This window comes from Neobacillus thermocopriae (assembly GCF_010975035.1).
Lineage (GTDB): Bacteria > Bacillota > Bacilli > Bacillales > Cytobacillaceae > Neobacillus > Neobacillus thermocopriae.
On record NZ_JAAIUV010000006.1, the window covers coordinates 17,208 to 39,503 of the forward strand.

Genomic DNA, 22,296 nt, shown 5'->3' on the forward strand with positions numbered 1-22,296 from the left:
TACACCTCTATTTTTTCTATCGAGATTCTTTTGATTTATTTTTAAATAAATGAATATGGTCTAATGCCTTACCAGTCCCAATGGCTACGCAATCCAGAGGGTTTTCGGCGATGAGCACAGGCATTTTCGTTTCTTCACTAATAACTTTATCCAGGTTCCGTAATAACGCACCGCCCCCAGTAAGGACAATACCGCGATCCATAATATCTGCTGCCAATTCCGGCGGTGTTTTTTCTAACGTATTCTTCACAGCTTCCACAATTGCATAAACCGTATCATTTAATGCTGCTGCAATTTCTTTCGCTGTAATTTCAATTGTCTTTGGAAGACCTGTTAATAAATCGCGACCTCGGATTTCCATGTTGTCGATTCCTTCAGGTGTACCAGCGGAACCAATTTCCATTTTAATTAATTCAGCAGTTCGGTCTCCAATCATTAAATTATAGTTTTTACGAATATATTGAATGATTGCTTCATCCATTTCGTCTCCTGCTACCCGAATCGACTGGCTTGTTACAATACCGCCTAAAGAAATAATTGCGACCTCTGTCGTACCGCCGCCAATGTCAACCACCATGCTTCCTGTCGGCTCCCACACAGGAAGATTGGCTCCTATCGCTGCCGCAAAAGGTTCTTCAATTGTGTACGCATCTTTGGCTCCAGCTTGTCGAGTCGCATCAATGACAGCCCGTTCCTCTACGGCAGTGATGCCGGATGGAACACAGACCATGATAGAAGGCTTCCCGGAAAAGAATCCCTTATTTTTTTGTGCTTCTTTAATTAAGTGTTTCATCATTATGGCGGTTGTTTCAAAGTCAGCAATGACGCCATCCTTCATCGGGCGCATAGCAACAACATTTCCAGGAGTCCGGCCAATCATATTTTTGGCCTCATTACCGACAGCCACAATTTGCTTCGTGTCTGTTTGTAACGCTACTACCGATGGTTCTCTTAAAACAATTCCTTTTCCTTTCACAAATACTAGCGTATTGGCGGTACCCAAATCTATGCCAAGATCCTTTGTTCCAATTCCAAACATAGTGTTGTATCTCCCTTTCTTGCTACGAAATGCACTAATTTCATTAACAGGTTAAATTCTAAAAGAAAAACTGCTGGTTTCTGTATTAATTAACAATAAGTTTTATAGTTATTTTGAGTAATCAGTCCTAAAAAATCATAAACAATATTATATCGTAACGTCAAATAAAAACAATACATCATATATATCCTTTTTCTTTTAAAGAAACAAATTTATTTTCACCAATGATAAGATGGTCAAGTAGATCTATTCCAAGAATCTTCCCACACTCTGCCAGCCTCTTTGTCACCTCAATATCTTCCCGGCTTGGCGTGGGATCTCCGGAGGGATGATTATGAATAGCTATTATTGAGGCAGCAGAACGTTTTAATGCCTCGCGAAAAACTTCACGCGGGTGAACAATTGAAGCATTTAGACTTCCGATAAATACTGTCTGTTTGTGAATGACTTGATTTTTTGTGTTTAAATATAAGCATACAAAATGTTCCTGGGTTAAAAATCGCATATCGTTCATTACATAATTTGCCCCATCTTCCGGAGAGCGGATCACATACCGATCAGAATAAGATAAATTAGCAATTCTTCTTCCGATCTCAACGGCAGCCAAAATTTGTATGGCTTTTGCCAAACCAATCCCTTTAATTTCTGTGATTTCTTCCAATGTTGCCGATTTTAATAGTCTTAGTCCCTCAAAATGGGTCAATAATCGATTGGATAATTCCAGCACCGATTCATCCTTTGTCCCTGTACGCAGTAGAATGGCGATCAATTCATGATTGGACAAGCTTTGTGGACCATGCTTCATAAAACGTTCCCTCGGCCGCTCATCCTGAGGGAAATCACGAATCATTAAAGTTTTTATGGACACTGTTTTTCCTCCCTTTTTCGTTGGGAGTTCATGAACAAACGCACTTAATACGGCAAATGGTAGCCCAGACGCTTCAGTTCTCTTACTGTTCTTGCAATGGGCAGGCCGACAACCGCAAAATAGTCTCCATTTATTTTTTTGACAAGCGTGCTTCCAAATTGTTGTATACCATATGCTCCTGCTTTATCTAACGGTTCGCCACTTTTTACATATGACCGTATTTCATCGTCCGATAACTCCCAAAACCAAACGTCTGTTTTTTCGTAAAACTTTGTTGATCTAGTTGGAGACACAATGGATACACCTGTAAAAACTTCATGTTGACAACCAGATAAATTTCGCAACATTTCAATGGCATCAGCCTCATTTGCTGGCTTTCCTAAGATGTGGTTATCCTTAACGACGATGGTGTCTGCTCCGATCACAAAGGAATCCCTATTTTGCTGAAAAACAGCCTGAGCCTTGCGATCCGCTAATTCCATTACTACTTCCTCAGGAGGAAGTTCCGGGTTAAAACTTTCATCCACATCACTGCTTGATATTGCGAAAGGTATACGGAGAATTTCTAGAAGTTCTTTTCGCCGTGGAGAAGAAGAGGCTAATATGAGGTTTTGCATTTCATCACCATACTTTCTTTGTTAACGCATTAGGGAGATACATATTAATCCTATCAAAAAACTGACTAGCAAACAATTTTTATACTTTTACATTTTGAAGGAATTTGTCAAATTATGCAATTTTTATTAAGCAGTGTCGAATGTTGAAATAAAAAAGGGTCCACCTAAATAGGGTAGACCCTTAGGAAATAAATTTCCCGGAAAATAGCGAAACTTAGAGTGTTCATTTATAAGGAATAGTAGACAGAAAGGAAATTTAACAAATGCTGTTCTGCTTCTTTTAATTTTTTTGTATCCTTTGATTGGTGAAAGGCATTCACTTTTTCATTTGCACTTAATAATTCACTTTGAATTTTTTTGATCTTTTCGTTTTCAATGCTGCTCTTTTTTAGTTGTTCTTCCTTACTATTCATTTCTTTGAAAGCTTCTTCTGAAATGGTATTACTAGAGAAACCAGATGTAGTAGCAGTTGCAATTGTTTGATAAATGGTTGGGATGGATTCAATAAAAGACTGCTCCGTTTCATTCATCCCTGACACATTCCTTTTATCAATTAATAGCGATTTTGCAAAAGCGTCCTCTACCCCGTCTTCCTTATATTTTGAGACAATTACTTTCGCCGTTTCCAGAGAATCTCCCACACCAAGCAATAAATAATGCTTCCCATCTATTTCTATAATGGAATATGGGATACCTTTCGACTTTATTTCCTTCGCTGTTTCCTCTGCCCCTTCTTTCGAAGAAAAAACGCCTCCTTGTATAATATAGGTAGAAAGCTCTGGAATCGATGCTGAAACGTCTTTTACGGGCTCCTTCTCATTATCTCCCGTTTCCTTTTCTACAATAGTTGATTGTGGTTGGGAATTCGATTGTTCATCTGAATCGATAATTACAAGTTTTAGCATTAAAAAGCCAATAGTAGTTCCTATGAGAATAGCAAAAAATGCGGAAATGAAAACGGCACCTATTGTTTTTCTATTTTTTGTTTTGGAGAAGGTCAGAAATGATATTTTTGAATTTTTCTTGATGTTTTTCTTAGGGGATTGGTAGGATGTAATTTTAAATTCCTCCATATCATGATCGGTTGACTCAGGAATAATCCAGTCAAAACTATCATCAATAGGATCCTTTGCTGCAGCTGTTTCTTTCATTACTTTGTTGTCTGTTAAATCAGGCTTTATTTTTACCACTTTTGATGCAGGCTTGCTCATAGGTTTTGGCTTATGATCATTAGGTTCCTCGCGAAACTTTTTGTTCTCACCATTTAATTTAATTGTGATTGTTTGCCCTTTTTTAGGCTTGTCCACCATTCGTACTCCTTTCTTATTCGACAGTAATATTTTTCATCCTATCATATAAAGAAAAAAAAATAACAAGACTTTTGTCGTCTTGTTAGTATAGAGTTTCGCCAAATTTTTCTATATCGTTTCAAAACCTATCATATTATGTTTCAAGTTTTTTAGGGTCTTCTATATCCACGATATACGATATTCCACTCCCACTTCCGCTTGATTTTATCAATAACATTTGCCCGTTATTCCCTAATTCTAATAAATTTGTAATGTATAATTTTTGAGCAAATTTAAATGCGACATTATTTGAAAGAATCAATTGGGTGCCGACCTCTAAACCACCTGATAATTCAATAATTGCATTATTTTTTGCTTTAAACTCATTTTTAACTAATACTTCCCCGCCAGTTTTTAAGAGAGTATTATTTATTAGATTAATATTATTAGCCACTATATCCTTACTTACTAATACCTGTCCATTATTTTCAATATCAATATTGTTGAATACATATAAACTACCGCCAATTTTACTGTTGGATGCATTATTCTCAATTTTTAAACCGCCTTGAACAAACATGTTCCCATTAATTTCAAAATGAATATTATTGTTAAAATGGATGCTGTTTTTTGCAATTAAATCTCCAGCTACCTTTATCATTGCATTGTTGTCAACTGAAAAATTGGTTCCAATGTATAAGTTTCCTTTTACAATAAGTGCCGTATTATTATTTAAATGGAGATCATTATCAACATATAAATCTCCATTTACCGTTAAAGATGCATTATTTATTAAATCAATTTTCGACACTCTTGCGTTTTTGTTAATGATTTCACTACTATTAATCTCGTTTTTATACAAAGCTGGTACAGGTGTTAGATTATATTTGAAAGCAATATATGGTAAGGATGTACCGTTTAATTTATTGTTAAACTCATTATTTACTTTATGATTTAGCGCCGTTTCTCCTCTAGCTATTTCCTTCAGATTATCAGGTGTAGTAGGCAAGCGATCATATGTGGTTTTCTTGTTGGCCGTTTCATAAAGTATGGTCGTGGAGCCAACTTTTTTGAGGATAAATGAAATGGAATAATCCACAATGGCTGTTTGGTTATTTACATTGCCAATTGACCTCAAATAATACGTATACTTCGTTTGGTTAGGGCCACCACCAACATTTTCCATTTTTGGTCTATGTGAACTAGTAGGATAATCTGGATGATAGTTGGTCGTATACGTTCCTGCATGTAATGAACCATTTTGGGTAATGATTTCATTATTAATAAAATGATGGATGTCATTTTCATTCGATAATGAGTGAGAAGCCTTTACTCTCTTAACTTTATTTAATGTTTCCTGATAAGCCGAATCTGCAATATAACGAGCAGAAAAATTGTCATTTGTACTTTTTGTATTTTTCATGCCATAGGTTGCTGCCGTTAACATCACAGGTGTAAGGAGTCCCATAACCAAAATAAATACTAGAACCACCAATAAAGCATAGCCGCTTTGACAATTAATACGTTTTCCCATAACTCACCTCTGGTTAACGACCGATGTATGAAACCCTTGAGTAACAATGAACTTTCCTTCAGTAAAATTCGTTTGTTTATACGGCGCCCATAAAGTTAAAATGAAAAAAGTATCTGAATAAGGAGTCTCCAAATGATAACCAACTGTACCTAACGAACGGCTTTTCCCAGAGCTATCTATATAATAAACTTCGTATAAATAATGATTCGAACCCGAGTTTTGTAAAAATTTCACTTTCTCTTTTTCGGCACCTTTGATCAGTGTAATTGTATGAGATGTTTCATCTATTTCTACTCTTTCAGCTGTTTCAAGTCGTTCAATCAACGTATTCGTTATTAATAATACTTTATTTTTAGCTGTGTTATAACTTTCATTGTAATCATTCTGCTCTTGGAACAGACTGGTTACGATAAAAATGATTCCGACAAACATGGAACCAATCGTTAATGCAATCATTAACTCTACTAAAGTAACCCCACGATTATCTTTTACATATTGCATGGAGCATCACTTCTTTTTTATAGATTGTCAAAATGATGTCGAAAAATAATCGACTCTTCATCTCCTATTTCCTTATTTTTGACCGTAACAATAATTTCAATATACTTATCCTTAGCACTAGGTGCTCCATTTGAAGCGTTTTGCTCATATTTTAGTATGTTTGTGACGCTATATTGATAGCCGGTTTCTTTCCCAGACATATATTTTATTCCTTCAAATCTCGTTGATTCATTTTGCTTAGGGATGAAAATCTCTTGCTTGATCGAGTAATCCGGATTTAAACGAGGTGTACTGCTCTCATCTATGACGGTGGATTCAAGTGTAACCGTTGAGCCGTTCTTTAGACTTGAAGGATTAGTTTTATATTCATTTTTAACTAATTCACTAATAATGGTTGCAAAAGCCATGGATTGAGATTCCTTATTACTGACCATATTGGTTTTGACAATATTCCCGGATAATAAAACAAACGTTGATGCAATAAACCCTAAAATAAGGATCGCTAGTAAGACTTCAACTAGTGTCAAACCAGATTGATTGTTTCTTAATTTTTTCACAACTCCACATCCGTAATCTTTTACATATTTTCATATATTGAGAACATAGGAAGCATAGCTGCAAGAACAATGAGTCCTACCACTCCGCCAACAATGACGATCATGAATGGCTCTAAAATAGAACTGAGCCTGTTTGCCATTTGTTCTACGTCTTCCTCATAGAATTCAGCAATTTTTTCCAACATGGTATCTAATTGCCCCGTCTCTTCACCAATCGCAACCATTTGGCTAACCAATTTTGGAAAAACCCAACTTTGAGCCAGAGGCAGAGATAAACTCGACCCTCTGCGAAGAGATTCTCGAGATTGTTCCAGTACTTTTGCGATTACCAAATTTCCTGAAACATCAGCACTCATTTTTAAAATTTGCAACACGGGGACCGAGCTTGCAAATTGTGAAGCCATCGTTCTTACAACTCTCGCAATAATTTGTTTTTGATAAAGGACTCCAAAGACGGGAATTTTTAACTTTATTACATCTAATAGATATTGTCCTTTTGGATTTTGTTTCATTAAAATATATAGTAATGCAAAAAAACTAACCACTAATAGACATACATACCATTTAGCAATCAAAAAGTCTGATAGAGACATTACAATCTTAGTAGGAAGCGGAATTTCTCCTCCAATAGACAATAGATTATGAATCAAGCTTGGCAAAACTTTTGTAAGTAAGATGATGACAACAAATACGGCAACGATGGAAACTACGATTGGATACATCATGGCTGATTTTACTTTTCCACGAATTTTATGTTCCTTTTCATAAAAAATGGCCAACCGATTCATTACCTTTTCAAGATCTCCACTCGTCTCACCGGCAATCACCATATGAATAAATATCTTATCAAAAATCTTCGGGAATTTTTGGCAAGCTTCGGAGAAAGAAGTACCGGAACGTATATCACTATATATTTCATGAAGGGCTTTTTTAAATGCTTTAGAAGAAACCTGTTCAGAAAGCAGACTAATGGAATCAACAATGGGCATACCAGCATTTAACAAGGTTGCAAGCTGACGGCAAAACACAACAAAATCCTGATTCTTTATCGATTTGCCAATCTTTAATTCTAATTCTTTATTAAGAAACAATTCCTTTTTCTCACTCAATTCTGAAACATAGAGCCCTTTTCTTTTTAGTTCATCCATAGCTTCTGTCTTCGATGAAACATTAAGCCTTCCCTTCACTTCTTTGCCCGTTCGTGAATCAAATCCTTTATATTGATAAACCATTGCCTCGCCCTCCTCCCATGTTTAGCTTAAAAAGACTCATGTTTATCCCAATTTGGAACATATTCATCAGCAATTTGGCGGGTAATAATTCCTCTTTGTACCAGCTCCGTTACAGCCATATTCATTGTCTGCATTCCTGCAGCTCTATTTGTCTCTAATACCGTTTGTATCTGGTGAATTTTATTGGAGCGGATTAAGTTAGCCACTGCATGGTTAGACACTAAAATTTCCAAGGCAGCAATCCGCCCGCTGCCGTCAGCAACTGGCAATAAACGCTGGGAAATCACCCCTACCAAAGTACTGGCCAATTGTATCCGTATTTGCTGTTGATGCTCCGCAGGAAACACATCGATAATTCTGTCTACTGATTGAGCTGCTCCGGTAGTATGAAGAGTAGCTAATACTAAATGGCCGGTTTCTGCCGCAGTAATTGCTGTTTGAATTGTATCTAGATCTCTCATTTCCCCCACAAGAATCACATCAGGATCTTGTCTTAGCGCTGCGCGTAAAGCAACTGAAAAAGATTGACTATCCTGTCCCACTTCACGCTGATTCACAATGCTTTTTTTGTGCTGATGAAGATATTCAATGGGATCTTCCAAAGTCAATATGTGCTTGCTTGATGTTTCATTAATATAATCGATAATGGCTGCCAACGTCGTTGATTTTCCACTACCGGTCGGCCCTGTAACAAGTAAAATTCCTTGTGTTTGTTTGGCCAAATATTTTGTTATTGGTGGGAGATTTAACATTTCTATCGTCGGGATTTTGCTATTTATCACTCGGCAAACGATAGCCACAGAGCCTCTTTGCCGAAATAAATTGACACGAAAACGACAAACTCCAGGAAGTGAATAGGAAAAGTCAAGTTCCCCTTCTTTTTGAAAGCGTTCAAATTGTTCATTCGTTGTAATTTCTTCTGCCATACGTAATGAATCTGTAGGTGTTATTGGATCCGTACTGATTTTTATTAGTTTGCCATTAATCCGAACAATCGGAGACGTTCCAGTCGTAATATGTAGATCGGAAGCATGATTTTTATAAGCAAACTGTAATAATTTTTCCATCGTTGATGCATTCGATGTAGTCATCTTTTTTCCCCTTCAATTATTATACTGTTACGCGAAATACTTCTTCTATCGTCGTTTCTCCTTGTGATACTTTCACTAAGCCATCATAGAACATGGATTTAAATCCTTGCTCCTCTACATATTGACGATACATCGAGTCTGTTTGTTTTTTTGTAATCATTTCACGTAATTTCTCATCCACAAGGACGATTTCATGAATGGCCAACCGCCCTTTATAACCTGTACTATTGCAATTCGAACAGCCATTCCCTTTCACAATTTTTGATGTTGGAAGCCCCCATGATTCAAATAGATTCCTTTGCTCTTCAGTCAATTCATAGGAGGTAGCACAATACGGACATACCTTGCGCACAAGGCGTTGAGCCAGTACACCTACTAAAGATGATGCGATGAGATAAGGCTCAATCCCCATGTCGATTAACCGAGTTATAGCACTTACCGAGTCGTTCGTATGTAGAGTACTCAGGACTAAATGGCCGGTCATGGCTGAGCGAAGAGCAATTTCAGCCGTTTCTGAATCCCGTATTTCTCCAACCATAATAATGTCGGGATCTTGCCGAAGAATGGATCGCAAACCAGCTGCAAAAGTCAATCCGATATTTGATCGTACTTGTACTTGATTAATCCCTTTGATTTGATACTCAACAGGGTCTTCAACAGTAATAATATTGACAGCATCAGAATGTAGCTGATGAAGTGCTGTATAAAGGGTTGTCGATTTTCCTGATCCTGTTGGACCTGTAACTAAGATAAGTCCATATGGATGATTAATCATTTTTGTAAATTTCCATTCGTTTTGTTCTGAAAATCCTAATTTTTCTATTCCTAATGACACACTTCCAGTATCTAACAATCTCATAACTACTTTTTCACCATATATGGTTGGTAAAATCGATACACGAAGATCGATGGTGTTTAGTTCTAACTCCATTTTAAAACGTCCATCCTGTGGCAGCCGTTTTTCAGCAATGTTTAACTGAGCCATGATTTTAATCCTCGAGACTAAAACATTATTCATTTTAATCGGCAAAGTCCGTTCAGTTCGAAGAATTCCATCAATACGCAGTCGAATTAACAATTCCGTTTCTTGTGGGTCAAAATGAATATCACTGGCACCTAGCTGAACAGCTTGGCTAATTAACTGATTCACCATTTTAGCTACCGGAGAATCATCGGATTGTTGGGCTTCTAAAAATCCTGGATCATCTTCACTCATCGGAATTTCCTGAAGCATTTGTTCAATCGATTTTTGCATACCATAATAACGGTTAATAGCTAAACGTAGTTCATCCTTTTTAGCAATGACCGGGTCTATTTCAAACCCTGTACTTAAGCGAAGGTCATCTAGCGCAAAGTAATCCAACGGATCATACATAGCAACCATCAATCGATTGTCAGATTTTTTTAACGGTAATACTTGGTACTTTCTTGCTAGATCTTCACTGATGACATTTACTAGTTTTCTATCAATTTTTTGTTTATATAAATTGACATGAGGAATCCCTAATTGGTACTCTAATACTTCAATAATTTGCTGCTCATTGACAAGTTTTAACGCGATAAGCTGATCCCCAAGTCGAAGCCCTGTTTTTCTTTGTTCCTTCAGTGCTTCCATTAATTGATCCTCGGTTATCATCGAGGCTTCCACTAGCAAATCTCCTAATCTTTTTCGTTTTTGAATCATCCATCTATCCCTTCTTTTCACAGGATTAAAGAGTAAAATGAATGCAATGTATCGAAATACATTCATTCATCTACATACACGACACTTGGTGAAAAAACCCTTATCCCCTTAAATTACGACTGTTCATTTGGATCAACATAACGCTTCACTTTCTGGGGATCGAATTCATAATCTAGTTCAAAGTCCATCTTTTCATCTATAAACTCGGCTAATTTTTCACTGTAAAAAGCACGAATCGTTACGATTCCTTCTAGCCGATTATCCTTTTCTTTATTGATTTTGTATTCATAACTTTGAACATGAATAATTCTCTTTAGATTTTCTAGCTGGCTGACAAATTGGTTAACCTTTTCCGCTTCTCCATTCACATCGATTGTCAATTCCACAAAGGAAATAGGAAGGTCTTCTACTTTTTCGATTTGTTCCTTGAATTTTTTCATGACGTCCTGCGATAAAATGTTCTCCCAATTCTCTTTACCTGATTTCCGAGTCTCTTCTTCTGTTTTTCCTACTGCTTCATCATCTGATAAACGGTTCTCGTTAAGATTGTAAGAAATATTTTCAATAACAACCTCGTTTTCTAATTCCGTACGTTCCAAATCTTTGATGATTTCTTCTATATACGGTTTACTTGGAATACTTCCGATAAGTAGTTCTTTTTCCTCATCGCTGAATGAATTCGGTTGTAAGCTTTTTATTGATTGTTGGTAATATGAAAAATCACTCTTAATTCTATTAAGTTGTTGTTGTTGATTTTTTTCTTCAAGAGCTAACGGGCGAATCATAAAAAGATAGAACGCGACTAAAAGTAATAAGATAAAAAGGATGATGATTAAAACAATATTTTTATTTTGTTCCAACCACTTTGTCATTTTTCCTCACCCGCTAACGTATTCAGCTTTATATGAAAAATGGATTCATAGAGTACATCTTCATCATCTGCCGTTATACTCTCTAACTCTGCTTTTTCCACCAACTCACAGGAGTATAGTCGATGGAGAAAGAGAGCGGAATCACCTTTTGAATTAAAAGTAGCCGTCAAGGTCAGTTCTCCATCATTTAAATAGGTATACCCTATTACATTTGCTTGATCAGGTAATAATTTCACAATGGCTTCATGAACATATATAGTGTCTTTATAAATGGAGTGTAAAAATTGATTTAATTGTTTATATTTTTCGGTGAAATTATATTTTGTAAAGCCCGTTGTCTTTTCTATATATTCTATTCGAGCTTGATCACGCGCAGATGATTGTGACGTTATCTTTTCCGACAATTCTTTAATAGAATCTTTCTTATCCATATATTGATACATTAATAAGATTGTAGTGATGCAAACGACAGCAATGCCTAGTACTGGTATTAAATAAATAGCTCTTTTTTCTTTACGGATGTTTTGCTTCGGTAATAAATTGATACTAACTTCCACGATTAGCCTCCATTCCGGCAAACTCTAATTGCTTCTCCAAAACGATTAATTGATCATTTTTCATTTCCTCTTATTGCCAGACCTATAGCGACACTACAAGTGTCTAAAAGAGACAAATCTTTTACGTTATGTGATGAAATTGAACGATAGTCAATTCGTTCGACCCTTTGAGAATGGATTCTGTTTTTTAAAGGTTCAAAAATCTGATCTGTTTTCTCCCCAGTGACGATAATTCTATGAAACTCACTATCCCGATCGTTCATAGAATAGCGATAAAAGTTTTGCGCCTTTTCAATTTCTAAGACGATTTCATCGAAATAAGTATCCTCAGATTGAATCATCTCAGCGGTACTCGCAGCTGCTATTTCTCTTTTACTCTCTTCCATCTGAAACGATTCTAGCTCCATAACTAGCTCATCATTTTCCTTTCTATTCGCTTCAAAAAAATAATCCATCCGATTAATTGTCATCATACGTGAAAATACAATTTGATCTTCTTTAAATATGTGAATATCCATCCCATTTTCTGATGCATCAATGATCATTTCGGTTTTTTTCAACCATTTTGGATGAGTATATAAAAGCAACCGTTGGAGTGCCAATGCACGAATTTCAGCTGTCACGGGCTTAAGACCAGCATTTGAACATACATCAACTAAATCCTGTGATAACAGCTTAGATGTAGCAAATAGTAATATTTCACTTTTAGGACCTTCTAAATTTTCTTCGATTCCTTTAGCCAAATCATCTAATGACAATTCCTCTTCCTCGGTATCATTATTTCCCTTTATCAGATGATTAGGGATAATGGCACCGATTTTCACAAAATCATAAATAGGATCCTCAAATGGAAGATGAATGCTCTCACCAATCTGAAACTGCAAAATCTTTGCCAGTTCACTTTCACCTAAATCGGGTAATGAAGTGATCTTACGAACAAGGATATTTTGGGTTGGAATCGCTAAATGAACATTTTTTGCGAGTTGCCCATGAATAAAGGTATTTTTTAATTCGGTTGCTAGCCGAGAACTTTGTGAGACTCGCCCGCTTTTAATCATCTCTTCTTTCATGTTGGTTATTCCAACATTTTGAATAACTGGGATCCCTCTTTCTAGCTTAATCGTGGCAAAAGAAAGGGATTTGTCACGAAAATCAATCCCGGAGTATGTATGTTTTCTAAACAATTTGATCACCTCAAATAAAGTGGTCCCTATCACCATCATCTACAGAAAAATAGACATATACCAATTCCATATCACCTTTCCGTATCCATAACTAATTAAAGAGCCAACCATAATAAAAGGACCAAAGGCCATTGGCTGCCTACGTTTTAATTTTCCAGTTAGCATTAGCAATAATCCTGCTATTGCTCCAACAAAGGACGCAAGGACGAGACTCATGATAGTCAACATTGGCCCTAATGCTACACCTATCGCCGCGTATAATTTTATATCTCCTCCGCCCATTCCTCCTTTACTGACAATCGCAATAAATAACAGTAAGGTAAAGCCAACTAAACCACCGAGCATATAATACCAAAATGGTTCTGTACCAATAAAAAGGCGGCTAATGACTAATCCTCCAAGTATGGGGAATGTGACGATATCGAGAATCAACTGTTTACGTATGTCTGTTAAAACAGAAATGACCAGTAATACGGTCAATAGTAAAGACGGTATCAATTCCAATGATAGTCCGACTTTTTTATAGACGAAGCAAATGGAGATGGCTGTTAATAATTCACCGAATGGATATAGTGGAGAAATCGGGCCTTTACAGTAACGACATTTTCCTTTTAAAAACAAATAACTAAAAACAGGAATTAAATCTAAAGCTTGTAATCGGTGCTGACAATGAACACAATGAGAAGGTGGGAAGGCTAGTGATTGTTTATTTAATAAACGAATGGCAACCACATTGAAAAAACTACCTAGTACGAGCCCGTAGATAAAAACAAGACTATCAATCAAAAACAACTACATCCTCCCCTTCTCAAAAATGAAACTTTTAAAAAAGCTGTCGCCGCCAAAAAAATGACGCGACAGCAATACTTTTATACTATCTAATAGTTAAATGAACTTTACTCAATCTTTTGGCAGTACTCTTCTAAATTCTCTTTGTTTTCTTGATATCCATCAGGGCATTCTGGCATTTTCTTTAAATAATTGTTATCTAAAAGATTTTGTAGTGTTGGAACTCCACCTTCAACTGCTTCATATCGAGCAACAGCATCATTTACAATTGCATTCGTTTGTTTTGCAGCATTTTCTGCAGCTTCATTTTTATTATTTACTACCATCGGAATCGCAATGGCTGCAATAATTCCTAAAATAACGATTACTACGAGCAATTCGATTAATGTCAAACCTTGCTGGTTTTTTAATAGTTTTAATTTTTTATTGAATAGCTTTTTCATAAGATTTTTCATAACTTGATTTCTCCCTCTCCTTTATCTATCTTTTTAATTATAAATCCCGGGACTTTAATACCATTAATAGACAGTTCAAAATACTCAGATAAACCATATAGGTATTCTAGCACATGTCGAGAAAGGAAGGAAATATAAAAATTTTTAAATTTTTGTGTCATATTTTGGTAAAATTTAATTAATAACGTGCAATAAAACCCGGTCATCAGAGTATAAACTTCTCGAAAATTTTGCATTTAATCCTACAGGACTTGTACTACCGAGACTGTCCACTTCAATTTGGCATAGGGGATACTAAGATAATAGTCTTAGGATTATGTACAGATAACAATAAGTCGATAGTACTAGATATTTTTTGAGTAAAACAAATTTTTTCATAAAATAAAGGCAGCCTGTTTATAAGGCTGCCTTTCCTTTGCAATTACGCTCAACAAGTGGAATACTCGGCCACACGGTTCCTACCCGCGCGTTTTGCTCCAACATAGAGGGCTCTATCCGCATGGCGAATTAATGACTGAGCATCCTCAGCATCTTCTGGTGCGGTTGCCACACCAATGGAAGTGGTAATCCTAACCTGTTGCGGTTCTTTAACAATCGTTTGATGTAGGATAAACGGCCAATTAGCAACAGATTGTCGAATAAGCTCAGCCAAAGAAACGGCCTCTACTTTTGAAACATTTGGTAGTAAAATAACAAATTCTTCTCCCCCATAACGGGCCACTGTACCTCTATTACCAACGAGGGACTCAATCCTTTGAGCCATTTCTATTAAAATTTCATTTCCACTTTGGTGGCCAAATGTATCGTTTATACTTTTAAAATGATCAATGTCAAGAATGATTAATGAAAGGTACTTTGATTCAGAAGAAGATAGTTTTTGAAATTCTTCCGTTAAGACATTTTGAAAATAACGAAAATTATATAACTTAGTTAGTGCACAATGTTCACTTTGCATTTTTGTTTGTTCGTAATTTTTCGCATTTTCCATGGCCACTGCAAAATAGGAACATAAAACCTCAATGATCATCAGTTGACTATTTTCATAAGCATGCTTTTTCTTTGAGGCAAGCACCAGTACCCCAATAGCCTTTTTACTTTTTATAATAGGAACACATAACAAACTCTCCGCATCTTCAGGGATATAACTGGATGATGGGGAGTATGCCCATTCTTTACGCGTATTTAGAAGAAGAGAATTTTGCTCTGCCCATACTTTCCCACTCATTCCCTCGTATCTTCTTATCGGATATAAAGGTTTGGTTCTAACTTCTCCTTCTTCAAACCCCCTGGAGAGGAGGAGGTACTTTTCATCCTTATGTGTCATTACTTCAAGAATATAGGCATAGTCGACAGGAAGCATTTCACATACTTTTTGTAAAAATATATTTTTAACATCCTCTACATTCAAACGTTCCGCCAGCTGATGTCCTATTTCTGCCGCTTTTTGTAAGTAGTCATTTACTTTTTGACTAGAATAATAGAGGATGAAGATAATTGATAAACTTACAAAAGGAATACCAACAAATAAAATAGATAATAGCCCTATTTCATTAAATAAAATATAAAAAATAAACCCGATTGGAAGAGTAATTAAAGTTGTAATTGTTTCAACAACAAAATCGCTTCCGAAAAATGGTTCTTTTCTTTTATAAATATACTTAAAGTGAATAAGGAGAATTACTTGATTGATCAAATAGTATAGACCACCATATACCACTGCCAACGATAGGGAACTGTAATCATTAGCCAATTCAGGGCCAGTATGACCGCCGAGCCAATAATAGGTCATTCCGCTAATAAAAGAGACAAGAAAAAACATGTTCAAATTCAATGGCAGGCGAAAAAATTGTCCCTTTTGCAAAATTTTTAGCTTTAATACTAAAGCAATGACTGCAATTTGAGCAAAGATGATCTCTACAAATAAACCAAATTTTAAAAAGGTAGCCAAGGCCACCCATTGAATAAGAAAGATAAACGTTTCATTAATCACAATTGGCATCGTAGCCACAATAATGGTTAATAGCAAAAATGCCAAAAGTTCGACCCAATTTCCGGAGAATTTCGGAGGATGGATTTGATATGTTATCCATAAACCTGCTGGTACCATCAGCAACCATATTAAATAAATGAGTTTCTGTACATATGGATGAACCTGCACCTTGCTCCTCCTCTTTCCCGAGACATCCTTTAATTCAAGATAAAAACATTATATCAAATATTTGTAAACCTGTCACAATGAAATAGTCTTACTTTTCAAATATTTACATACAGTTGGTTTTGCTTCAGAGATAAAATATAACGATCCTGTAATGACTAAAACGGAGTCTTTCTGGAGTTTCTCAATAACTTCTTTCAGGTAGGACGGCCAATTCGACGTTGCTTTTTTATTTTTCGATTGGCTCATTTTCAGGAGTTCGTCTGCCTTAGCAGCCCTTGGAAAATCAAAGCTAACAAACGAGATTTGATCAGCCACTTTATCGAGATTGGCAATCATTTCATCTAGTTTTTTATCCTTTAAAGCAGCAAATACCACATGAATGAATCGATCCGAATAACGACTCGTTAATTCCTCCACCAATGCTTGGACTCCCTCCTGATTATGGGCTCCATCCATGATGACAAGAGGTTGATCAGATAGAATTTCAAATCTTCCCGGCCAATAGGACATTTTCAATCCCTCACGAATCGACTGTTCGGATACATTGAAGTAGTTGGCTTGGTTTAAATAATCTGCCACACTAACAGCAAGTGCTACATTTTCTGTTTGATGCCGACCAATCATACTAATTTCCAGCTTTTCCAACATTTTTGTTTCCGTTTGTAATGTAAACACCTCTCCCTTAGGAAGAGAAGTATGATCAAGAATCGTAAAATTTTTATTAAAGCGATAAATTGGTGCCTCCATTTTAGCAGCTTGTTGTTCAATTACGTTTATTGCTCCTGGATGTTTTACTGCCGTAAAAATCGGTGTCTTTTCTTTAATGATCCCCGCCTTTTCAAAGGCAATTTCCTCATAGGTCGTACCGAGAATATTCGTATGATCCAGTCCAATGTTCGTAATGATCGATGCTAATGGGTGAATGATATTAGTAGAATCAAAGCGGCCACCCAGTCCTACTTCATATAGAACAAGATCAACCTTTTTTACGTTGGCAAAATAATAGAAAGACATCGCCGTAATCACTTCGAATTCTGTTGGCCCGCCCAGTTCGGTCTCTTCCAATTGATTCGCTAATGGCAAAATAATATTGGTAAGGTCAAGGATTTCCTGATCACTGATTGGCCTTCCGTTCACACTAATTCGTTCATTGAACTGTTCGATATATGGCGAGGTAAAAGTACCAACTGTATATCCCCCTGCTTGAAAAATCGAGCGGAGAAAAGTAACACATGAACCTTTCCCATTTGTGCCACCAATGTGAACCGCTTTAAGCTTTTTTTCCGGAGACCCGAGCTTATCCATCATCCACTCCATCCGCTTTAAACCTGGTTTAATACCGAGTCTCAATCTACCATGTATCCATTCAAGGGCTTCCTTATAGGTAGTAAACATGTATGACACCCCATTTGGTTGATTTATCATAAAGGGAAGACGAATCCAACGCCGGATTCGCCTTACATCTGCTTATTCCCCTTTTAATTCTTTAATACGAGCCTCAACGATGCTTCTCTTTTCAAGATAATCTTTCTCTTTAGCCCGTTCTTCTGCGACAACATGTTCCGGAGCTTTTTTAATAAAGCCTTCGTTACTTAATTTCTTTTGAACTCTTTCCACTTCTTTGTTAAGTTTATCCCATTCTTTTTCTAGACGGGCAATTTCTTCTTCTATATTAATTAAACCTTCAAGTGGAAGGATGATTTCAACCCCTGTAATTACCGCAGTCATTGCTTTTTCAGGTGTTTCAATATTTAAGCCCATTTGCAATTCTTCCGGATTACAGAATCGCTCAATATAACTGCGATTCTTTTCAAGAGATGCCAGCACTTTTTCATCCTTAGCTTTAACGAGCATTTTAATCTTTTTGCTCATTGGTGTGTTCACTTCAGCACGAATATTACGTACGGAACGAATCATCTCCATTAGAAGCTTCATTTCCTGTGCTGCTTCTTCATCAGATAATTCTGGTCTTATCTCTGGCCATTTTGCCACGGTAATTGACTCACCTGAATGAGGAAGGTTTTGCCAAATTTCCTCGGTGATAAATGGCATAAATGGATGGAGTAAGCGCATAGTTTGATCAAGAACATATGCAAGAATCGAACGAGTTGTCTTCTTCGCAGCCTCATCTTCACCGTATAATGGAAGTTTTGCCATCTCAATATACCAATCACAGAAGTCATCCCAAATAAAGTTATAGAGAGCGCGGCCCACTTCACCGAATTCATAACGCTCGGAAAGTTTTGTGACATGGTCTATCGTCTCATTTAAGCGAGTTAAAATCCATTTGTCTGCTACTGATTTTTCTCCACTTAAATCAATTTCCTCATAAGTGAGGCCGTTCATGTTCATTAAGGCAAAGCGAGAAGCGTTCCAAATCTTATTGGCAAAGTTCCAAGTTGCTTCTACTTTTTCTGTGCTATAGCGTAAATCTTGACCTGGTGAAGTACCAGTAGATAAGAAATAGCGCAGTGAATCTGCCCCATATTTAGCGATTACATCCATCGGGTCAACCCCATTACCAAGCGACTTACTCATCTTCCGTCCTTGCGCGTCACGTACAAGCCCATGGATCAACACATCTTTAAATGGACGCTCTCCTGTAAATTGAATGCTTTGGAAAATCATCCGTGATACCCAGAAGAAAATGATGTCATAACCTGTTACTAGTACATCTGTTGGGAAGTAGCGCTTATAATCGCTAGATTCGGTATTCGGCCAGCCCAATGTCGAGAATGGCCAAAGAGCTGAGCTAAACCAGGTATCCAATACGTCTTTATCCTGTTCCCAATTTTCTAAGTCACTTGGTGGTTCATGATCCACATAAATTTCGCCGGTTTCCTTATGATACCAAGCTGGGATTCTGTGGCCCCACCAAAGCTGTCTGGAAATACACCAGTCACGGATGTTTTCCATCCAGTGCAAGTATGTTTTTTCAAATCGCTCAGGAACAAAGTTTACTTTATTTTCTTTGTTCTGCAAGGCAATGGCCTCTTCAGCAAGTGGCTTCATTTTAACGAACCATTGAGTGGATAAATATGGTTCAACTACCGCTCCACTTCGCTCTGAATGACCAACGGAATGCAGATGCTCTTCAATCTTGAACAAAATGCCTTGCTCCTGCAGATCCTTTACGATCTGTTTCCGACATTCAAAACGGTCAAGCCCTTGGTATTTACCAGCATTGGCATTCATGGTTCCATCTTCATTCATCACGATGATACGCTCAAGATTATGACGATTTCCGATTTCAAAATCATTCGGGTCATGAGCAGGGGTGATTTTTACTGCCCCAGATCCAAATTCCATATCAACATAGTCATCACCAACAATTGGGATTTCTCGACCAACAATTGGAAGCTTTACAGTCTTTCCAATTAAATGCTTATAGCGCTCATCTTCCGGATGAACCGCAACAGCTGTATCGCCAAGCATTGTTTCCGGACGTGTAGTCGCAACTTCAATAAAACCAGATCCATCGGCTAATGGATATTTCATATGGTAGAGGGCACCTTGAACATCTTTATATATTACTTCGATGTCAGATAAGGCAGTCTTAGTGGATGGATCCCAGTTAATGATATATTCGCCACGGTAGATTAACCCTTTTTTATAAAGAGTAACAAAAACCTCACGAACGGCTTTCGATAGTCCATCATCAAGAGTAAATCGCTCACGAGAGTAATCAAGTCCCAATCCTAACTTTGCCCACTGTTCTCGGATATGAGAAGCATACTCTTCCTTCCATTTCCAAGTTTCCTCGACGAATTTTTCTCGTCCAAGATCATAACGACTTTTTCCTTCTTTGCGAAGTTTTTCTTCTACCTTCGCCTGTGTCGCAATGCCGGCATGATCCATACCAGGAAGCCAAAGAACGTCATAGCCTTGCATCCGCTTCATGCGAGTAATAATGTCTTGCAGGGTCGTATCCCATGCATGACCAAGGTGAAGTTTCCCAGTTACGTTTGGCGGCGGGATAACGACTGTATATGGTTGTTTTCCTTCGTCATCTTTTGCTTCAAAAAACTTACCTTGTAGCCACCATTCATAACGCCCTCTTTCAATGGATTGTGGGTCGTATTTGGTAGGCATCGTTATTTCTTTTGTTTCCATCTAAATTGCCTCCTTTTATTTCACACTAGGTACCAAGTAATTAGGAAATTCTTGCGCTAGGCATTTCTCGAAATAATTAAAAAAACTCCAGTCGTCATAAAAGGACGAATGGAGTTGATTCGCGGTACCACCTTTTTTCCAATCTAATGATTGGCTCTCAAATAGGATAACGGATTTTATCCGTCTTCTGCTAATAGGGTGTAAAACCTTTTCACAGAAGAAGCTCATGGGCGACCTTCCGATGTTCCTCTTAGGAAATCTTTCAGCTATTGATTTCCCTCTCTAAAAGCAGGATGGCATCGTACTCTTCCCTGTCTTCGCTTTTAATTTTTAATTATACAAATATAGTACCTAAAAAAGGGGATTGACGTCAATCATGATAACCAAATTTCTTTTACTTTATACTATGTATCCTTTTACTGAAGTTCACAATTTGCAGAAATATACATATAAATATAGGCAAATGGAAGGTGGGATCCTGGTGAAACATTTTCATAAATTTAAATACCGTCCCTGGTTTCAGACGTTCCGAAAAATGGCCACTCAACTAATTATTCCTTTTACCATTTTTCAGTTACTACGAACACTCTTTTTGCCTACTGTCTTTGATGTTTTATTATTAACAGTCTTTATTGTCATTGCTGCATCGATTTATTTAGAAGTGATTTAGGAGCCCTTTTGCATGCTATTGCTACTGGGCTCCTTCTTTCGCTTCCTCTGCTGCCTGGATTTCAGCTTGTTGCTGAGCCTCCATTTTCGCTAATTGCGACACAACATACTCGGTGTTAGTTAAATGCCAATATCGTTGCTGCAATTGACGGACAAACTTCAATTCATTTCTTGCTCTTTGCTTACGGTAGTATTTTTCAGCCACTTGAATAATAGGAATCGGATAAGCCAAATAGCTATGGAATAGTAATTTTTCTTCATCTTTAAAAGGAAAATATTTCAAATAATGACAAATACTATTAACCACTTGATCATTCCGTTTCGGATTTGTATTTAATGCCCGGGATATATACGGTAGTAAGTCATGGATGGGTGAGCCATATCGAGCATTTTCAAAATTTATAAAAAATCCGTACCCTCTTTCGTCATATAAAAAATGCTCAGAGGACAGTTTTCCATGGACAACAACCATACGAGCCTTTTCTTCATTCTTTGTCAATTCATACCATTCATCTAATTTCGTTTTTGAATAGCCAAGTGCCAATTTTATTTGATTGTAGTACAAGCAAAATAATAGCTCAAAAGGTGACATATATGTCTTACTTTCACAAACATCCATAAATCCGTCTAAAAATTCCTCATGTTTTTCAATCTGTCCAATCGTACTTTCATAATGTACTGTGCGCTCTTCCTTATTTATGGGAATTTCTTTTGCAGACAATGTATGAAGCCTTGCTAATTCACGAAATAATTGCTGGTTTTGCTGCTCCCGATTCTCTTTTTGTTCATTGGCTATCCAAGGCATAAGATAATAAAGAAATTGATCATGAAGGACAGCGTACCGACCATCCATCGTAGGATAAATGGGAACGATCCGATTAAAACCTTTTTGATACAGATCATGAACATGGCGAATAAAATCAGTACCAACAGAGGGGAGAACTTTTTTCAAAGCAAAAATTCCTTTGCTTGAATAAATTTTTTTGACAGTTCCAAAGTCCTCCACAAAATGCGGTTCCACATGGTAATGTTTTAAAATCGGAGACAGGGCTTCCAATTGATTATGAGTATTCATTTTAAGTCAACT

General features: G+C 36.9%; 20 protein-coding genes and 1 other annotated feature. Of the genes, 1 reads left to right on the plus strand and 19 read right to left on the minus strand.

The genetic code is table 11. The annotated features are described in order from the left end of the window. Positions 1-16: 16 nt before the first annotated feature. The 18 genes from G4Z05_RS05500 to G4Z05_RS05585 form a co-directional block, all read right to left on the minus strand. On the minus strand, positions 17-1,039 hold the full coding sequence (locus tag G4Z05_RS05500) for a rod shape-determining protein (RefSeq protein WP_163250833.1): 1,023 nt from the start codon (positions 1,037-1,039) through the stop codon (positions 17-19). Positions 1,040-1,217: 178 nt separating this feature from the next. Further along, positions 1,218-1,889: a RadC family protein gene (radC, locus tag G4Z05_RS05505; protein WP_205597455.1), complete on the minus strand. Its 672-nt coding sequence runs from the start codon at positions 1,887-1,889 to the stop codon at positions 1,218-1,220. Between the two features lie 62 nt (positions 1,890-1,951). Next, the gene (locus G4Z05_RS05510) at positions 1,952-2,524 is read right to left on the minus strand and encodes a Maf family protein (RefSeq protein ID WP_163250835.1); all 573 of its coding nucleotides are present in this window, start codon (positions 2,522-2,524) and stop codon (positions 1,952-1,954) included. A 227-nt stretch (positions 2,525-2,751) separates the two neighbouring features. Further along, the gene (locus G4Z05_RS16660; protein ID WP_163250836.1) at positions 2,752-3,831 is read right to left on the minus strand and encodes an SPOR domain-containing protein; all 1,080 of its coding nucleotides are present in this window, start codon (positions 3,829-3,831) and stop codon (positions 2,752-2,754) included. Between the two features lie 136 nt (positions 3,832-3,967). Next, positions 3,968-5,347 carry a hypothetical protein gene (locus tag G4Z05_RS05520; RefSeq protein WP_163250837.1) on the minus strand — a complete coding sequence of 460 codons (1,380 nt, stop codon included), beginning with the start codon at positions 5,345-5,347 and terminating at the stop codon, positions 3,968-3,970. Between the two features lie 3 nt (positions 5,348-5,350). Then, a complete protein-coding gene (locus tag G4Z05_RS05525) occupies positions 5,351-5,848 on the minus strand; it encodes a PilW family protein (protein ID WP_163250838.1) in 498 nt (165 codons plus the stop codon). Positions 5,849-5,865: 17 nt separating this feature from the next. Next, positions 5,866-6,405 (minus strand): type IV pilus modification PilV family protein, encoded by a 540-nt coding sequence (locus G4Z05_RS05530; RefSeq protein ID WP_163250839.1) that lies wholly within the window; start codon positions 6,403-6,405, stop codon positions 5,866-5,868. A 20-nt stretch (positions 6,406-6,425) separates the two neighbouring features. Then, the gene (locus G4Z05_RS05535; protein ID WP_163250840.1) at positions 6,426-7,637 is read right to left on the minus strand and encodes a type II secretion system F family protein; all 1,212 of its coding nucleotides are present in this window, start codon (positions 7,635-7,637) and stop codon (positions 6,426-6,428) included. A 26-nt stretch (positions 7,638-7,663) separates the two neighbouring features. Beyond that, positions 7,664-8,728 carry a type IV pilus twitching motility protein PilT gene (locus G4Z05_RS05540; protein ID WP_163250841.1) on the minus strand — a complete coding sequence of 355 codons (1,065 nt, stop codon included), beginning with the start codon at positions 8,726-8,728 and terminating at the stop codon, positions 7,664-7,666. 19 nt (positions 8,729-8,747) lie between these two features. Further along, positions 8,748-10,412 (minus strand): GspE/PulE family protein, encoded by a 1,665-nt coding sequence (locus G4Z05_RS05545; protein ID WP_163250842.1) that lies wholly within the window; start codon positions 10,410-10,412, stop codon positions 8,748-8,750. Between the two features lie 113 nt (positions 10,413-10,525). Beyond that, positions 10,526-11,284, minus strand: a complete 759-nt coding sequence (locus tag G4Z05_RS05550; protein ID WP_163250843.1) for a hypothetical protein — start codon at positions 11,282-11,284, stop codon at positions 10,526-10,528. Continuing rightward, positions 11,281-11,841 carry a PilN domain-containing protein gene (locus tag G4Z05_RS05555; protein ID WP_163250844.1) on the minus strand — a complete coding sequence of 187 codons (561 nt, stop codon included), beginning with the start codon at positions 11,839-11,841 and terminating at the stop codon, positions 11,281-11,283. Before G4Z05_RS05555 ends, G4Z05_RS05550 begins: the two co-directional genes overlap by 4 nt. 53 nt (positions 11,842-11,894) lie before the next feature. After that, positions 11,895-13,025, minus strand: a complete 1,131-nt coding sequence (gene pilM / locus G4Z05_RS05560; RefSeq protein ID WP_163250845.1) for a type IV pilus biogenesis protein PilM — start codon at positions 13,023-13,025, stop codon at positions 11,895-11,897. Between the two features lie 39 nt (positions 13,026-13,064). Next, positions 13,065-13,817 (minus strand): prepilin peptidase, encoded by a 753-nt coding sequence (locus G4Z05_RS05565; protein WP_240465320.1) that lies wholly within the window; start codon positions 13,815-13,817, stop codon positions 13,065-13,067. 104 nt (positions 13,818-13,921) lie between these two features. Then, positions 13,922-14,269: a prepilin-type N-terminal cleavage/methylation domain-containing protein gene (locus G4Z05_RS05570; RefSeq protein WP_240465321.1), complete on the minus strand. Its 348-nt coding sequence runs from the start codon at positions 14,267-14,269 to the stop codon at positions 13,922-13,924. A 427-nt stretch (positions 14,270-14,696) separates the two neighbouring features. Continuing rightward, entirely contained in the window at positions 14,697-16,427 is a 1,731-nt protein-coding gene (locus G4Z05_RS05575; protein ID WP_338036746.1) for a sensor domain-containing diguanylate cyclase, read from the minus strand. A 72-nt stretch (positions 16,428-16,499) separates the two neighbouring features. Next, the gene (locus G4Z05_RS05580) at positions 16,500-17,822 is read right to left on the minus strand and encodes a bifunctional folylpolyglutamate synthase/dihydrofolate synthase (RefSeq protein ID WP_163250846.1); all 1,323 of its coding nucleotides are present in this window, start codon (positions 17,820-17,822) and stop codon (positions 16,500-16,502) included. A gap of 72 nt (positions 17,823-17,894) precedes the next feature. Then, entirely contained in the window at positions 17,895-20,540 is a 2,646-nt protein-coding gene (locus tag G4Z05_RS05585; protein ID WP_163250847.1) for a valine--tRNA ligase, read from the minus strand. A 97-nt stretch (positions 20,541-20,637) separates the two neighbouring features. Next, positions 20,638-20,867 (minus strand) — a binding site (T-box leader). Between the two features lie 154 nt (positions 20,868-21,021). On the opposite strand from G4Z05_RS05585, the gene G4Z05_RS05590 reads away from it, so the two are divergent. Next, entirely contained in the window at positions 21,022-21,210 is a 189-nt protein-coding gene (locus G4Z05_RS05590; protein ID WP_163250848.1) for a hypothetical protein, read from the plus strand. 21 nt (positions 21,211-21,231) lie between these two features. Here G4Z05_RS05590 and ysxE read toward each other — a convergent pair whose 3' ends face one another. Continuing rightward, positions 21,232-22,284, minus strand: a complete 1,053-nt coding sequence (gene ysxE, locus G4Z05_RS05595; RefSeq protein ID WP_163250849.1) for a spore coat protein YsxE — start codon at positions 22,282-22,284, stop codon at positions 21,232-21,234. Positions 22,285-22,296: the final 12 nt, after the last annotated feature.

Coding starts and splice junctions, on each gene's coding strand:
- G4Z05_RS05500 (WP_163250833.1), bottom strand. CDS start 1,039: ATGTTTGGAATTGGAACAAAGGATCTTGGCATAGATTTGGGTACCGCC.
- radC (WP_205597455.1), bottom strand. CDS start 1,889: ATGATTCGTGATTTCCCTCAGGATGAGCGGCCGAGGGAACGTTTTATG.
- G4Z05_RS05510 (WP_163250835.1), bottom strand. CDS start 2,524: ATGCAAAACCTCATATTAGCCTCTTCTTCTCCACGGCGAAAAGAACTT.
- G4Z05_RS05520 (WP_163250837.1), bottom strand. CDS start 5,347: ATGGGAAAACGTATTAATTGTCAAAGCGGCTATGCTTTATTGGTGGTT.
- G4Z05_RS05525 (WP_163250838.1), bottom strand. CDS start 5,848: ATGCAATATGTAAAAGATAATCGTGGGGTTACTTTAGTAGAGTTAATG.
- G4Z05_RS05535 (WP_163250840.1), bottom strand. CDS start 7,637: ATGGTTTATCAATATAAAGGATTTGATTCACGAACGGGCAAAGAAGTG.
- G4Z05_RS05540 (WP_163250841.1), bottom strand. CDS start 8,728: ATGACTACATCGAATGCATCAACGATGGAAAAATTATTACAGTTTGCT.
- G4Z05_RS05545 (WP_163250842.1), bottom strand. CDS start 10,412: ATGATTCAAAAACGAAAAAGATTAGGAGATTTGCTAGTGGAAGCCTCG.
- G4Z05_RS05550 (WP_163250843.1), bottom strand. CDS start 11,284: ATGACAAAGTGGTTGGAACAAAATAAAAATATTGTTTTAATCATCATC.
- G4Z05_RS05570 (WP_240465321.1), bottom strand. CDS start 14,269: ATGAAAAATCTTATGAAAAAGCTATTCAATAAAAAATTAAAACTATTA.
- G4Z05_RS05580 (WP_163250846.1), bottom strand. CDS start 17,822: ATGTTTACTACCTATAAGGAAGCCCTTGAATGGATACATGGTAGATTG.
- G4Z05_RS05585 (WP_163250847.1), bottom strand. CDS start 20,540: ATGGAAACAAAAGAAATAACGATGCCTACCAAATACGACCCACAATCC.
- ysxE (WP_163250849.1), bottom strand. CDS start 22,284: ATGAATACTCATAATCAATTGGAAGCCCTGTCTCCGATTTTAAAACAT.